General features: G+C 60.5%; 13 protein-coding genes. 7 read left to right on the forward strand and 6 right to left on the reverse strand.

Annotated elements, in window-relative coordinates; translation table 11 throughout:
* Positions 1–79: 79 nt before the first annotated feature.
* The 5 genes from ppx to JMN22_RS01740 all read right to left on the reverse strand — a co-directional run bounded on the left by ppx (position 80) and on the right by JMN22_RS01740 (position 4,684).
* Entirely contained in the window at positions 80–1,582 is a 1,503-nt protein-coding gene (gene ppx / locus JMN22_RS01720; RefSeq protein ID WP_030138145.1) for an exopolyphosphatase, read from the reverse strand.
* Between the two features lie 258 nt (positions 1,583–1,840).
* A complete protein-coding gene (locus JMN22_RS01725; protein WP_030138144.1) occupies positions 1,841–2,575 on the reverse strand; it encodes an amino acid ABC transporter ATP-binding protein in 735 nt (244 codons plus the stop codon).
* Entirely contained in the window at positions 2,562–3,212 is a 651-nt protein-coding gene (locus JMN22_RS01730; RefSeq protein ID WP_198797519.1) for an amino acid ABC transporter permease, read from the reverse strand. Before JMN22_RS01730 ends, JMN22_RS01725 begins: the two co-directional genes overlap by 14 nt.
* Positions 3,209–3,877, reverse strand: a complete 669-nt coding sequence (locus JMN22_RS01735; protein ID WP_030138142.1) for an amino acid ABC transporter permease — start codon at positions 3,875–3,877, stop codon at positions 3,209–3,211. Before JMN22_RS01735 ends, JMN22_RS01730 begins: the two co-directional genes overlap by 4 nt.
* A gap of 21 nt (positions 3,878–3,898) precedes the next feature.
* Positions 3,899–4,684 carry a transporter substrate-binding domain-containing protein gene (locus tag JMN22_RS01740; protein WP_198797518.1) on the reverse strand — a complete coding sequence of 262 codons (786 nt, stop codon included), beginning with the start codon at positions 4,682–4,684 and terminating at the stop codon, positions 3,899–3,901.
* A 255-nt stretch (positions 4,685–4,939) separates the two neighbouring features.
* On the opposite strand from JMN22_RS01740, the gene JMN22_RS01745 reads away from it, so the two are divergent.
* The 7 genes from JMN22_RS01745 to JMN22_RS01775 all read left to right on the forward strand — a co-directional run bounded on the left by JMN22_RS01745 (position 4,940) and on the right by JMN22_RS01775 (position 13,216).
* Positions 4,940–5,647, forward strand: coding sequence for a FadR/GntR family transcriptional regulator (locus JMN22_RS01745; protein ID WP_030138140.1), 708 nt, complete (start codon positions 4,940–4,942; stop codon positions 5,645–5,647).
* Between the two features lie 121 nt (positions 5,648–5,768).
* The gene (gene trxA, locus JMN22_RS01750) at positions 5,769–6,098 is read left to right on the forward strand and encodes a thioredoxin TrxA (protein ID WP_003206727.1); all 330 of its coding nucleotides are present in this window, start codon (positions 5,769–5,771) and stop codon (positions 6,096–6,098) included.
* Between the two features lie 241 nt (positions 6,099–6,339).
* Positions 6,340–7,599: a transcription termination factor Rho gene (rho, locus tag JMN22_RS01755; RefSeq protein WP_003206716.1), complete on the forward strand. Its 1,260-nt coding sequence runs from the start codon at positions 6,340–6,342 to the stop codon at positions 7,597–7,599.
* A gap of 134 nt (positions 7,600–7,733) precedes the next feature.
* A complete protein-coding gene (locus tag JMN22_RS01760; protein ID WP_198797517.1) occupies positions 7,734–9,689 on the forward strand; it encodes an acyltransferase family protein in 1,956 nt (651 codons plus the stop codon).
* Between the two features lie 79 nt (positions 9,690–9,768).
* The gene (ubiD, locus tag JMN22_RS01765) at positions 9,769–11,235 is read left to right on the forward strand and encodes a 4-hydroxy-3-polyprenylbenzoate decarboxylase (protein ID WP_198797516.1); all 1,467 of its coding nucleotides are present in this window, start codon (positions 9,769–9,771) and stop codon (positions 11,233–11,235) included.
* Positions 11,235–12,203, forward strand: coding sequence for a CDP-6-deoxy-delta-3,4-glucoseen reductase (locus JMN22_RS01770; protein WP_198797515.1), 969 nt, complete (start codon positions 11,235–11,237; stop codon positions 12,201–12,203). Before ubiD ends, JMN22_RS01770 begins: the two co-directional genes overlap by 1 nt.
* A 344-nt stretch (positions 12,204–12,547) precedes the next feature.
* On the forward strand, positions 12,548–13,216 hold the full coding sequence (locus tag JMN22_RS01775; protein WP_030138136.1) for a gamma-glutamylcyclotransferase: 669 nt from the start codon (positions 12,548–12,550) through the stop codon (positions 13,214–13,216).
* Here the strand turns inward: JMN22_RS01775 and glpT are convergent.
* A complete protein-coding gene (gene glpT, locus JMN22_RS01780) occupies positions 13,192–14,541 on the reverse strand; it encodes a glycerol-3-phosphate transporter (protein WP_030138135.1) in 1,350 nt (449 codons plus the stop codon). The genes JMN22_RS01775 and glpT overlap by 25 nt on opposite strands.
* Between the last annotated feature and the right edge of the window lie 7 nt (positions 14,542–14,548).

Raw genomic sequence — 14,548 nt, forward strand, 5'->3', positions numbered from 1 at the left:
GGTGCCAGGCTTTGGGGCTGCTGCGCAGCCCAACGGGGATAAATCCCCTCGCCACAAGAGATCTGTGTTGTCGCTGGACTCAGTGAATGTTCAGCAAAATCCCCACCCGAGTCAGCCATTCGGCTTCCTGGGCGAAGTCGGCCTGGGTCAGTTGGTTCTCTTCCAACCAACCGTCAGGAAACATCACATCCAACTGATCGCCGTCGGCACGCAGGGCCACTTGCGGCATTTCCTGGGTGCCACGGATGTGGTGGAACAGGATCGCAAAGCGCAGTAGCACGCACAGGCGAATCAGCTTGATGCCGTCGTCGCCGAACTCGGCGAATTTATCCTTGGGAATATTGCGTCGATGGCCGCGTACCAGTAGCGCGAGCATTTGCTGGTCTTCGCGGGAGAAGCCCGCCAGGTCCGAGTGCTCGATCAGGTAGGCGCCGTGCTTGTGATAATGATAGTGGGCAATGTCCAGGCCCACTTCATGGACCTTGGCCGCCCAGCCCAGCAGTTCACGCCAGACACCGTCGTTCAGGTCCCAATCGTCGGCCACCTGGTCGAAGGCATGCAGCGCCTTGCGCTCGACCCGTACGGCTTGTTCCTGGTCGACGTGATAACGCTCCATGAGCGAGCCCAGGGTGCGCTCGCGGACGTCTTCGTGATGATGACGACCCAGCAGGTCATACAGCACGCCTTCGCGCAGGGCGCCTTCGCAGTGATCCATGCGTTGCAGTTCGAGGGCGTCGAAAATCGCCTCGAGGATCGCCAGGCCCGCCGGGAAAATCGCCCGGCGATCAGGCTTGATGCCGTCGAAGTCGATCTTGTCCGATTCGCCGAGCTTGAACACCTTGCGCTTGAGCCAGGCCAGGCCTTCGGCGTTGACTTCACCGCTGCCGTGGCCGCCAGCCTTGAGTGCCAGGCCGATGGCGCGGATGGTTCCCGAGGAGCCGATGGCCTCATCCCAGGTCAGGCGATGCAGGGCATGTTCGATGCTCATGATTTCCAGGCGCGCCGCCGTGTACGCCTGGGCGTAGCGGGCCGGGGTGATCTTGCCGTCGCGGAAATAACGCTGGGTGTAGCTGACACAGCCCATTTGCAGGCTTTCGCGCAGCAGCGGTTCGAAGCGCTGGCCGATGATGAACTCGGTACTGCCGCCTCCGATGTCCGCCACCAGGCGTTTGCCGGGGGTGTCGGCCAGGGTGTGGGAAACGCCGAGGTAGATCAGGCGCGCTTCTTCACGGCCGGAGATGACTTCCACCGGATGGCCGAGGATCTCTTCGGCGCGGTGAATGAACTCGCCACGGTTGCGCGCCTCGCGCAGGGCGTTGGTGCCGACGATCCGCACCGCCCCCAGGGGCATGCCGTTGATCAGTTGGGCAAAGCGCTTCAGGCAATCGAGCCCGCGTTGCATCGATTCTTCGCTGAGTTTGCGCTCTTCGTCGATGCCGGCGGCCAGTTGGACCTTCTCGCCGAGCCGCTCAAGAATGCGGATTTCCCCGTTCTGGGCCTTGGCGACGACCATGTGGAAGCTGTTGGAGCCCAGGTCAATGGCAGCGATCAGGGACAGATTCTTGGCTTGGGATGGCGGCATGGTCAAAAAGTCTCGGTCGATAACCTTGCCATCCTGCCACGATCGACCGCTTACGCCAACGCGCCTGAACCAAACCCTTGAGCCAGAGCAGGCTGCAACGCGCCTTTGTGGCGAGGGAGCTAGCTCCCGCTGGGCTGCGCAGCAGCCCCAAAAACCAATCAACCCGGTACACCAGGAATACATCGGCAGGCAGATTCTGCGATTGCTGCGCAATCGAGCGGGAGCAAGCTCCCTCGCCACAAGAGCTTTCATCGACCGTCAGGCGGGCTCGACCGTCCCGATAAAATTCGCCAGTTCCGCCGTCTGCGGGTCGGCGAACAACACCTTGGGATCGCCCACCTCGTGCACCTTGCCCTGGTGCATGAACACCAGCTTGTCACCCACCTCCCGGGCGAAGCGCATTTCATGGGTGACCATGATCAGCGTCATGCCTTCCTTGGCCAGTTGACGCACCACGCTGAGCACTTCGTTAACCAGTTCCGGGTCTAGCGCCGAGGTGATTTCATCGCACAGCAACACTTTCGGCGACATCGCCAGGGCGCGGGCAATTGCTACCCGTTGCTGCTGGCCACCGGACAAGCGGTCAGGGAAAGCATCGAATTTCTCGCCGAGCCCGACTCGTTCCAGCATCTGCCGCGCCAGTTCGGCCGCCTTGGCCTTGGGCACTTTTTGCACAACTTGCGGCGCCAGCATCACGTTCTCGCCGACTGTCAGGTGCGGGAACAGGTTGAACTGCTGGAATACCATTCCGACTTTCTGGCGCAGGCTACGCAGGTCGGCGCGGGCGGCATCGAGGTATTCGCCGTCGACTTCGATCACGCCATCGTTGATCGATTCCAGGCCGTTGAGGGTGCGCAGCAGGGTGGATTTGCCCGAGCCGCTGCGGCCGATGATCGCCACCACCTGGCCTTCCTCGACGCTCAGGTCGATACCTTTGAGCACGTGGTGATCGCCATAGTATTTATGCAGGGCGGTGATTCTAAGCAGAGGCATGCAGTCTCCTTTCCAGGTAGCGCGCACTGAGGGACAGGGGGTAGCAGAGCAGGAAGTAGCCGAGGGCGACCAGGCCATACACCATGAAGGGTTCGAAGGTAGCGTTGGCGAGCATGCCGCCGGTCTTGGTCAGTTCGGTAAAGCCGATGATCGACGTCACGGCCGTGCCCTTGACCACTTGCACGGAAAACCCCACCGTCGGCGCCACGGCAATGCGCAGGGCCTGGGGCAGGATCACGTAGCGCAATTGCTCCAATGGGTTAAGGGCCAAGCTCGCGGAGGCTTCCCACTGGCCATGGGCAATCGAATCGACGCAACCGCGCCAGATCTCCGCCAGATAGGCGCTGGTAAACAGCGTCAGGGCAATCGCCGCGGCCATCCAGGGAGAAATCTCCACCCCGGCCAGCGCTACGCCGAAGAACACCAGGAACAGCTGCATCAAAAGTGGCGTGCCTTGGAACAGCTCGATATAGGTGCGGGCGATGTTGCGGGGCAGGGCGCTTTTTGAAATGCGCAAGACCATCACCAGCAGGCCGATCACGCCGCCACCGATAAACGCCACCAGCGACAGCGCCAGGGTCCATTGCAAGCCGGTGAGCAGGTTGCGCACCACGTCCCAGAAGGTGAAATCGCTCATTGGCTGCTCCTGGCGATGTAGCGACGCCCGATCCAATTCAGGAACTGGCGGATCAACAGCGCCATGCACAGATAGATCAGCGTCGTCAGTGCGTAGGTTTCAAAGGCGCGGAAGTTGCGCGACTGGATGAAGTTGGCGGCAAAGCTCAGCTCTTCGGTGGCGATCTGCGAACAGACCGCCGAGCCGAGCATCACGATGATGATCTGGCTGCTCAGGGCCGGCCAGACCTTGCCCAGCGCCGGCAACAGCACCACGTGGCGGAACGCTTCGAAGCGGCTCATTGCCAACGCCGCTGCTGCTTCCAGTTGCCCTCGCGGGATCGCCTGGATGCCGGCGCGGATGATCTCGGTGGAATACGCGCCCAGGTTGATCACCATCGCCAGCACCGCCGCCTGCCACTCGGAAATCTGCAAGCCCAGGGACGGCAGGCCGAAGAAGATGAAAAACAACTGCACCAGGAACGGCGTGTTGCGGATCAACTCCACGTACACGCCAAAGATCGCCGCGAACGGACGGATATTCCAGGCCCGGACCACGGCCCCGACGATGCCAACGCCGACCCCGAGCAACGCGCCAATGGCCGTCAGCTCGAGGGTGAACAGCGCACCGCGCAACAGCAGCTCGGTGTTTTGCACCACCGGCAGGAAATCGAACTGATAAGCCATGCTCAGCCTCTCAAGCGACGGTCAGAGGTCGGCCGGCAGCGGCTGCTTGAGCCAGGTCTGCGAATTCTTTTCCAGGCTGCCATCGGTCTTGGCGGTGGCGAGGATCTGGTTGACCTTGTCGAGCAATGCCGGCTCGTTCTTGTTCACGCCGACGTAGACCGGCGAGTCCTTGAGTTTCACTTTCAACGCCGGGACGCGCTTGGGGTTGCGTTCGCTGATAGCGACCATCACCACGTTGCCGCTGGCGATCAGGTCCACCTGGCCGGCCAGGTAAGCGGCAATCGTCGAATTGTTGTCTTCGAAACGCTTGATGGTGACGCCTTCGGGGGCGACCTTGGTCAGCTCGATGTCTTCGATGGCGCCACGGGTGACGCTGATGGTCTTGCCCTTGAGGTCGTCCAGGGTGTTGATGGCGGCATCAGGCGGACCGAACACCGCCAGGTAGAACGGCGCGTAGGCGCTGGAAAAATCGATGACCTTTTCGCGCTCGGGGTTCTTGCCCAGGCTGGAAATCACCAGGTCAACCTTGCCGGTGGTCAGGAAAGGGATGCGGTTGGTGCTGTTGACCGGTGTCAGTTCCAGCTTGACCTTGAGCTGGTCGGCCAGCAGTTTCGCCGTGTCGATGTCCAGGCCGCGCGGCTTCATGTCCGGACCGACCGAACCGAACGGCGGGAAATCCTGCGGCACAGCAACCTTGAGCGTGCCGCGCTTGACCACATCCTCCAGGCCATCGGCGTGGGCGGGCACCTGGCAAAGCATCAGGCTGGCAAACAGGGCAGTGAGCAGGACGCTGCAACGCTGGATCATGGTGAATCTCCGCAGTCGATGGTGTGGTTTCTGCGATCGGACAGAGCACAGGCCATGCCAAGGCGGGTTTTATCGGGTCAAAGCCACGGTTTTGCTGGTGGGATGCGGTCTTACTGGTCTGAACAGTTGGGCCGCGTTTCGCACCTTTATCGGGCGTTGGCATTTGCCACCGAACCCTGCTGGGGCACGACTTGCCCGGCACGGCGAATAGCATTACAACTAGTCGCTCACTGGCCCGGTTTGTCTGAAAAAATCATGAATTCCATCGCTCGTGCCGTTCCTGAAGTGGCATTGCAAGCCATCCGTAAACTGATCGCCGACGAGGGCTTCGGCCCGGGGGACGCGCTGCCCTCGCAGCGTGATCTGGCGGTTCAACTGGGTGTGAGCCGGGCGTCCCTGCGCGAGGCGCTTTCATCGTTGAGTGCCCTGGGGATGATCAGCGTGCAGCCGGGCCGGGGAGTATTCGTGCAATCGGCCGCGCAAGAACCGCGCAGCGACTCGACACCGGGTTGGCCCTTCGCGGCCCAGGCCTCGCCTGTGGATATCTTTCAATTACGCTATGCCCTCGAGGGTTTCGCGGCAGGATTGGCTGCCGTGACGTTGAGCGCCGATGAACTCGATGCGTTGGACGACAACGTCGAGGCCATGCGCCGGGAACTGAAGGCCGGGGACTTCGACGCGGCCGCCCAGCTGGATTTCGAGTTTCATCGACGCATCCTGCTGGCCAGCGGCAACCAGGCCATGCTGAGCATCCTCACCGCCAGCGCCGACATCTTCCTGGAAAGCCAGAAGCTACCGTTCATCAGGGCGGAGCGGGCGATGGAGACTTGGCAGGAACACCGCAAGATCCTTCGTGCATTGGCCCGCCGAGCCTCGGCCTCGGCGCAAAAAGCCATGCAGGAACATGTACGTAACGCTGCGCTGCGTACCGGTATTTCCTTTGTCGCGCCCGCTGCCCCATGACCTCGGCGATACCCAAAGCCATCGTTCGTCATAGCGAGACTCAATCAACTGCGGCTTCCTGAACCTGGGAAGGGCAGCTATGATGGGCCACGTTTTTTTGCTGATTACCCCGGAGATTTCCATGAGCAGCGATCTGATCAAACACGTTAGCGACGCTAGCTTCGAAGCTGACGTACTCAAGGCCGAAGGCGCAGTGCTGGTCGACTATTGGGCTGAGTGGTGCGGTCCTTGCAAAATGATCGCTCCGGTCCTGGACGAAATTGCCGAGACCTACAAGGGCAAGCTGACCGTTGCCAAGCTGAACATCGACGAAAACCAGGAAACCCCGGCCAAGCACGGCGTGCGCGGTATCCCGACCCTGATGCTGTTCAAGAACGGCAACGTCGAGGCCACCAAGGTCGGCGCGCTGTCGAAGTCGCAACTGGCGGCATTCCTCGACGCCAACATCTAAGCGTCGAATGTCCTGCCAAAAGCCCCGCAAATCGCGGGGCTTTTTCGTTATTCGGGGCTAGACGCTCGCAAATCGAGGTGTTACATTCGGCCCCGCACTGGTTTCTCCATTGCCCCCTGCAAGCCGTCGCCGACGCTCTCCTTTCGAACAAGTACGCGATCCTGTCGCCTTCTCCGCGGCGCGGCCTCATTAAGCCAAAAGCTTAATTTCCCCCCTCCATAAATGATTACGTCATTCCTATATGAATCTGACTGAACTCAAGCAAAAGCCGATTACCGAACTGCTCGAATTGGCCGAACAGATGGGCATAGAAAATATGGCCCGTTCGCGCAAGCAGGACGTGATTTTCTCCCTGCTCAAGAAGCACGCGAAAAGCGGCGAGGAAATCTCCGGTGATGGCGTGCTGGAGATTCTCCAGGACGGCTTCGGCTTCCTTCGCTCCGCAGACGCTTCCTATCTCGCCGGCCCAGACGATATCTACGTCTCGCCGAGCCAGATCCGTCGCTTCAACTTGCGCACCGGTGACACCATCGTTGGCAAGATCCGCCCTCCGAAGGAAGGCGAGCGTTACTTCGCGCTGCTCAAGGTCGACACGATCAACTTCGACCGTCCGGAAAACGCGAAGAACAAGATTCTCTTCGAGAACCTGACCCCGCTGTTCCCGACCGTGCGCATGAAGATGGAAGCCGGCAACGGTTCCACCGAAGACCTCACCGGTCGTGTCATCGACCTGTGCGCACCCATCGGCAAAGGCCAGCGTGGCTTGATCGTGGCACCGCCGAAAGCGGGCAAGACGATCATGCTGCAGAACATCGCGGCCAACATCGCCCGTAACAATCCTGAAGTTCACCTGATCGTACTGCTGATCGACGAACGCCCGGAAGAAGTGACCGAGATGCAGCGCACCGTGCGCGGCGAAGTGGTCGCCTCGACGTTCGACGAGCCGCCGACCCGTCACGTGCAGGTTGCCGAAATGGTGATCGAGAAGGCCAAGCGCCTGGTCGAGCACAAGAAGGACGTGGTGATCCTGCTGGACTCCATCACCCGCCTGGCCCGTGCCTACAACACCGTGATCCCGAGCTCCGGCAAGGTGCTGACCGGTGGTGTCGATGCCCATGCCCTGGAGAAACCGAAGCGTTTCTTCGGCGCCGCACGGAACATCGAGGAGGGCGGTTCGCTGACTATCATTGCCACCGCGCTGGTCGAGACCGGCTCGAAGATGGACGAAGTGATCTACGAAGAGTTCAAGGGTACCGGCAACATGGAACTGCCCCTGGACCGTCGCATCGCCGAGAAGCGTGTATTCCCGGCCATCAACATCAACCGTTCCGGCACCCGTCGCGAAGAATTGCTGACCGCCGATGACGAGTTGCAGCGCATGTGGATCCTGCGCAAGCTGCTGCATCCAATGGATGAAGTCGCTGCCATCGAGTTCCTGGTCGACAAGCTGAAAACGACCAAGACCAACGATGAGTTCTTCCTGTCGATGAAGCGCAAGTAACACGAAGCTACGCATAAAAGGGCGCCCCACACAGGGCGCCCTTTTTTTCGGCTGAATGTATCAAAATGGACAACTTTCCAAGACCAGCAGTGTCCTTGCTGTTGACGTCTGTACTTCAAACGACAAGGAGCGTTATGCACACGTTTGGCAATCGCCGTGACATCGATGGCTTGAGGGCCCTGGCCGTTATTCCGGTGGTACTGTTTCACTTCGGCTTCAGCACGTTCAGTGGCGGCTTTGTCGGGGTCGATGTTTTCTTTGTCATCTCCGGATTCTTGATCACCGGTATCCTGTTTCGCGAGATCAGTGCGCAGCGCTTCAGTTTCGTCGACTTCTGGGCTCGACGTGCGCGCCGCATCCTCCCAGCCTTGAGCCTGGTGCTGTTGGTGACGTTAGCCTTGGGCTGGTTGTTGCTGACCGCCAAGGATTTTTCGGAGCTTGGCCGAACGGTTCGTTACCAGTCGCTGTTCATTTCGAACATCTTGTTCATGCGTGAGGACGGTTACTTCGAGCCAGCGTCGGATCTGAAACCGCTGCTTCATACCTGGTCCTTGGCCGTCGAAGAGCAGTACTACATTTTCTTCCCGTTGCTGATGGTGTTGTTGATGCGCCATGTTCGTCATTGGCGCTGGATGCTGTTTGCCGTATTGCTGATTTCCTTCGGGCTCAACGTCGCTTATATCGACCGCAAACCTGATGTCGCTTTCTTCTCGTTGCCGACACGCGCTTGGGAGCTGTTGTGCGGTGCGATGCTTGCGGTATTGCCAAAGCCGAGACACATCACGAAGCCGTGGGTCTGTCACTTGGCGGGCGTGGCCGGGTTGGCAGCGGTGCTGGCGGCGGTGTTCACTTTTGACAGGGCCACGACGTTTCCAGGTTGGGCTGCTTTACTGCCGGTCCTCGGCGCCACTGCGCTGATATGGTCTGGGGGGCAGGGTTCGAGCTGGGTCGCCCGACTGCTCGGTACCAGGGTGCTCGTCTGGATTGGCTTGATTTCCTATTCCCTTTACTTGTGGCATTGGCCGGTCTACGTCTACGCCAATGCCGTTTCCATCGACGGTATCGGGCATTTGGAAGCCGTGGGCTGGATCCTGTTGGCGTTGGGTCTTGCCTGGTTGAGCTGGCGCTTCGTAGAGCTTCCGTTTCGTGAAAAACGCGTGTTGCCCGGGCGCAAGCCGGTGTTGGTGGGCGGTTTGTTGGCCATGGTCGCCCTGGCGGTGACAGGTTCGGTGGTGCGTTCAGCGGATGGCTTTCCCCAGCGCCTTACCGGCAAGGCGTTGGCGTATGCGCAAGCGCGGGATTGGAAGGCTGGGCAGATGGAATGCATGCTCGTGACTTCTGACAAGAACCTGGACAAGGCCTGCCTGGTTGGCGAACGCAAAGAGGCGCCGGCGACCCAACTGTTTTGGGGCGATAGCCACGCCGCTGCGCTGTTGCCGGCGATTGAAGACAATGCCACGCGTGAGGGGCGCCCGGTTTGGCTTTACAGCATGAGCGCCTGTCCGCCAATCGTCAGCGATGACCTGCGCCAGCGCTGCAGGGACTTCAACGAAAAGACCATGGAACAGGTTCGTCACCTGCAGATCAAGGATGTGGTGCTGGCTTCCAATTGGAGTCTGTACGTATACGGCCGTGAGGACGGCGACAAGAAGGTATTGCTCAACGCCTCCGACAATACGGCCGAAGCCGAGGCGCGTATGGCTGCGGCGCTCAAGGCTCGGGTCGCGATGTTGAGGGCGGCGGGCGTACAGGTTTGGTTGTTCAAGGAAGTGCCGCTGCAGCGCAAGGGCGCTATCAGCAGATTGACGAGCCTGGCGCGGGCTGGGCGTTCAGCTGAAGGGTTGGGTCGCCCACTTGAGGAGCACTTGGCCCGTCAACATTTCCTCAGTGCCTTGTTTGACTCAATGAGTAGCGCCGATCCCGGTGTGCATGTCATTGACCCGACCCCGTTGATGTGTGCGGGGCAGGTCTGCAGCATTGAGGTCAACGGTTACTCGCAGTACAAGGACGAGGACCATCTGTCTGATCTCGGTAGTGCCCGGCTGAGCCCGCTGTTTGCCCCGGTGTTGCTGGGGTCAACCGGCAATTGATCGCCGCCGCGCACGCACGGGCTGCTGTTTGGGCGTTAGAGCAGGTAGGATGTACGCCTATTTTCGGGGTGGCATCTCAATGAAATTCAAGGATCTTCGGGATTTCGTGCAGCAGCTTGAACAGCGCGGCGAGTTGAAACGCATTCAGGTTCCTATCTCTCCAGTGCTGGAGATGACGGAAATCTGCGACCGCACGCTTCGGGCCAAAGGCCCGGCGTTGCTGTTTGAAAACCCGACGGGTTATGACATTCCGGTGCTGGGCAACCTGTTTGGCACGCCGGAGCGCGTGGCCTTGGGCATGGGCGCGGAAGCCGTCAGCGAGCTGCGCGAAATCGGCAAGCTGCTGGCGTTCCTCAAGGAACCCGAGCCGCCGAAGGGCCTGAAGGACGCCTGGTCCAAACTGCCGATTTTCCGCAAGATCATTTCCATGGCGCCGAAGGTCGTCAAGGACGCGATCTGCCAGGAAGTGGTGATCGAGGGCAACGATGTCGACCTGGCCATGCTGCCCGTGCAGACCTGCTGGCCAGGCGACGTAGGGCCGCTGATTACCTGGGGCCTGACCGTCACCAAAGGCCCGAACAAAGACCGCCAGAACCTGGGCATCTATCGCCAGCAGGTGATCGGCCGTAACAAGGTCATCATGCGCTGGCTGAGCCATCGGGGCGGCGCGCTGGATTACCGTGAGTGGTGTGAAAAACACCCTGGCCAGCCATTCCCGGTGTCCGTCGCCCTGGGCGCGGACCCCGCCACGATCCTCGGCGCGGTCACGCCGGTGCCCGATAGCCTTTCCGAATATGCGTTTGCCGGCCTGCTGCGCGGCAACCGTACCGAATTGGTGAAATGCCGAGGCAATGACCTGCAAGTGCCGGCCACTGCCGAGATCATCCTTGAAGGCGTGATCCACCCCGGCGAAATGGCCGATGAAGGGCCGTACGGCGACCACACCGGTTACTACAACGAGGTGGACAGCTTCCCGGTGTTCACCGTCGAGCGCATCACCCACCGCATCAAGCCGATCTACCACAGCACCTACACCGGTCGTCCGCCTGACGAGCCGGCGATTCTCGGTGTCGCGCTGAACGAAGTGTTCGTGCCGATCCTGCAAAAGCAATTCCCGGAAATCACCGATTTCTACCTGCCGCCCGAAGGTTGCTCGTACCGCATGGCCGTGGTGACCATGAAGAAGTCGTATCCGGGGCACGCCAAGCGGGTCATGTTGGGCGTCTGGTCGTTTTTACGACAATTCATGTACACCAAGTTCGTTATTGTCACTGACGACGATATCAACGCACGGGACTGGAATGACGTGATCTGGGCCATCACCACGCGCATGGACCCCAAGCGCGACACGGTGATGATCGAGAACACGCCGATCGACTACCTCGACTTCGCCTCGCCGGTGTCTGGCCTGGGGTCGAAGATGGGCCTCGATGCCACGCATAAATGGCCCGGTGAAACCACCCGCGAATGGGGCCGGGTTATCGTCAAGGATGAAGCCGTTACCCAACGGATCGATGCCATCTGGAATCAGTTAGGAATAGATTGATGCGTGTAACCTTGCAGCCTTCCGGTGCGGTGCTGGAGATAGAGTCGGCCGAGCGGATACTCGATGGCGCGCGGCGCCTGGGCTACGAATGCCCACAGAGCTGCCGCAACGGCAACTGTCACGTTTGTGGCGCGTTGTTGGTGGAAGGTCGCGTGGAGCAGGCCGGTGAAGTGCGTGACCACGGTGAGGTCTTTACCTGCATCGCCGAACCTCTGGAGGACTGCGTGCTGCTGTGGGATGGCGTGCTGTCGCCGGGTGAGCTGCCGGTGCGCACTCTCGCATGCCAGGTGATCGAGTGCGCCGATGTTGGTGGCGATGTCTGGCGGGTGCACTTGCGTGCGCCGGCGGGTAAGCCTCCGCGCTATCACGCCGGGCAATACTTGATGATCGAGCGGGAGAACGGTGAGAAGTCGGCGTTCTCCCTGGCCTCGGCGCCGCACTCGGGGCGCGACCTGCAATTGCATGTGCTGGTGCGCGAAAACAGTGCGCAAACGCTTTTGGAGCAACTGCAGCGCAACCCCAATGTGCGTATCGAGATGCCATTCGGCGACACCCATTTGTCCGAACTCCCGGATGGCCCGCTGGTTTTGATTGCCGCCGGCACCGGAATGGCGCAGATGCACAGCCTGATCGAGCACTGCCGCGCCCAAGGCTTCAAGCACCCGGTGCATCTGTATTGGGGTGTGCGGCGGCCGGAAGATTTCTATGAAATCGAACACTGGGACGAGTGGAAGAAGCTGCCAAACCTGTATCTGCACAAAGTCGTCAGCGATCTTTGTGGTTGGGAGGGGCGCTGCGGCATGCTCCACGAGGCAGTGTGCGAGGACATCAGCGATCTCTCCGGTGTCTACGTCTACGCCAGCGGCTCGCCGGCCATGATCTACGCCACGCTCGATGCGCTGGTGGAAGCCGGCATGGACGCCCATCAGATGCGCGCCGATGTGTTCGCGTATGCGCCGCGGGCTTGAGCTGTACTTATCAGCCCAGGCTCAGTTGAGCTTTTTGTGGCGAGGGGATTTATCCCCGTTGGGCTGCGCAGCAGCCCTAATGCAGTGAACTCAATCTTCCTGGCCCACTCAGTGCCTTGTTTGGGGCTGCTGCTCAGCCCAGCGGGGATAAATCCCCTCGCCACCAAAGCGGATGCCACGTTACCCATCGATATAACTTCCCATATTGCGTTTCGGTATTTAGCTGGCGGGCCAGATACCGATAACGTATATGCGGACGTAATGGCATTTAACTTGCCTTGATCCTCACAAACGTCAACGCCATGACGCTCTATTTTCCCGCGAGGAGCCATCCGCTACCGGCCATGACCGCTATCGAATCCGCCATAACCTGCGCCCTGTACCCGCCCCGGCTCGAGCTGGGTGCCCAATTGACCCGTGAACAATTGCTCGCCTCGATGCGATCGACCATGAGCCTTCACCAGGGCGGCCCGGTCTGGCTGTTCGCCTACGGTTCGTTGATCTGGCGTCCGGAATGCACGGCGGTGGAGCGAATGCGTGGCCGGGTCCATGGTTATCATCGCGGCTTGTATCTATGGTCCCACGAACACCGGGGCACCCCGGAATTGCCAGGGTTGGTGTTTGGGTTGGATCGCGGCGGGTCCTGCAGCGGATTCGCCTACCGGTTGCCGGAGGAGAACCTCGAGGATTCGCTGTTCGCGCTGTGGCAGCGCGAGATGCCGGTCCCGTCCTATCGTCCGCACTGGCTGACGTGCCGTCTAGAGAATGGCAATCGGGTACAAGCCTTGGGCTTCGTGCTGGAGCGACACCTGCCCAGCTATGCCGGCAACCTGCCGGACCATGTGCTGAGCCAGGTGTTTGAAAGCGCTTGCGGGCGTTATGGCACGACTCGCGATTATGTCGAGCAGACCATCCACGCCCTGCGCAGCCACGCCATGCCAGACCGGAACCTGGAGGCGCGGCTCAAGCGCTGTCGATCAGCGCTGGATCAGGCGACCGCTTCGCGGCTCTGACTGGCGATCTGCTTGTGCCACAGGGTTGGCGCGAGGAACGCCATCGCCAGCAGGCAGGCGCCGATCAGCAGCACAAAGCCGCCGTTCCAACCAAAGTGGTCCACGGTGTAGCCCATGGCTGCACTGGCCGCGACTGAACCACCCAAATACCCGAACAGGCCGGTAAAGCCCGCGGCGGTACCGGCGGCTTTTTTCGGCGCCAGTTCCAATGCCTGCAAACCGATCAGCATCACCGGGCCGTAGATCAGGAAGCCGATGGAAACCAGGGCGATCATGTCGACGGTCGGGTTGCCGGCCGGGTTCAGCCAGTACACCAGGGTTGCCACGGTCACCAGGGCCATGAACACCATGCCGGTCAAGCCACGGTTGCCGCGGAAGATCTTGTCGGACATCCAGCCACACAACAGCGTGCCCGGGATGCCGGCCCACTCATAGAAGAAGTAGGCCCAGGAGCTTTTGTCCACGGTGAAGCCCTTGGCTTCCTTGAGGTAGGTCGGCGCCCAGTCCAGCACGCCGTAGCGCAGCAGGTAGACGAAGACGTTGGCCATGGCGATGTACCAGAGCATCTTGTTGCGCAGCACGTACTTGACGAAGATTTCCTTGGCGCTGAATTCGTTCTCGTGACTGGCGTCGTAACCTTCCGGGTAGTCGTTCTTGTATTTCTCGATCGGTGGCAGGCCAACCGATTGTGGGGTATCGCGCATGGTTGCGAAGGCAAACACCGCAACGGCGAGCGCTACGGTAGCGGGTACATAGAAAGCCGCGTGCCAGTCGTTGAACCAGGCCATGCCCAGCAGGAACAGCGGGCCGATCAGGCCACCGCCCACGTTGTGCGCCACGTTCCACACCGAAACCACGCCACCGCGTTCCTTCTGCGACCACCAGTGCACCATGGTCCGCCCGCTTGGCGGCCAGCCCATGCCTTGGGCCCAGCCGTTGATGAACAGCAGGATGAACATGATCGTCACGCTGGAGGTCGCCCAGGGTGCGAAACCGAAAATGAACATCACCCCGGCGGATACCAGCAAGCCGAACGGCAGGAAGTAGCGCGGGTTGGAGCGGTCGGACACCAGGCCCATCAAGAACTTCGACAAGCCATAGGCGATGGCGATGGCCGACATGGCCAAGCCAAGCTGGCCACGGGTGTAGCCCTCGTCGATGAGATACGGCATCGCCAGGGAGAAGTTCTTGCGCAGCAGGTAATAACCGGCATAGCCGATGAAAATCCCGGCGAAGATCTGCCAGCGCAGGCGTCGGTAAGTGCTGTCTATTTTTTCTTCAGGCAGGGCGGCCTGATGTGCGGCAGGTCGAAAGAAAGCAAACATTCAAGAG

Origin of the sequence: Pseudomonas sp. HB05 (genome assembly GCF_016756915.1) — a bacterium.
GTDB classification, from domain to species: Bacteria; Pseudomonadota; Gammaproteobacteria; order Pseudomonadales; family Pseudomonadaceae; genus Aquipseudomonas; species Aquipseudomonas alvandae.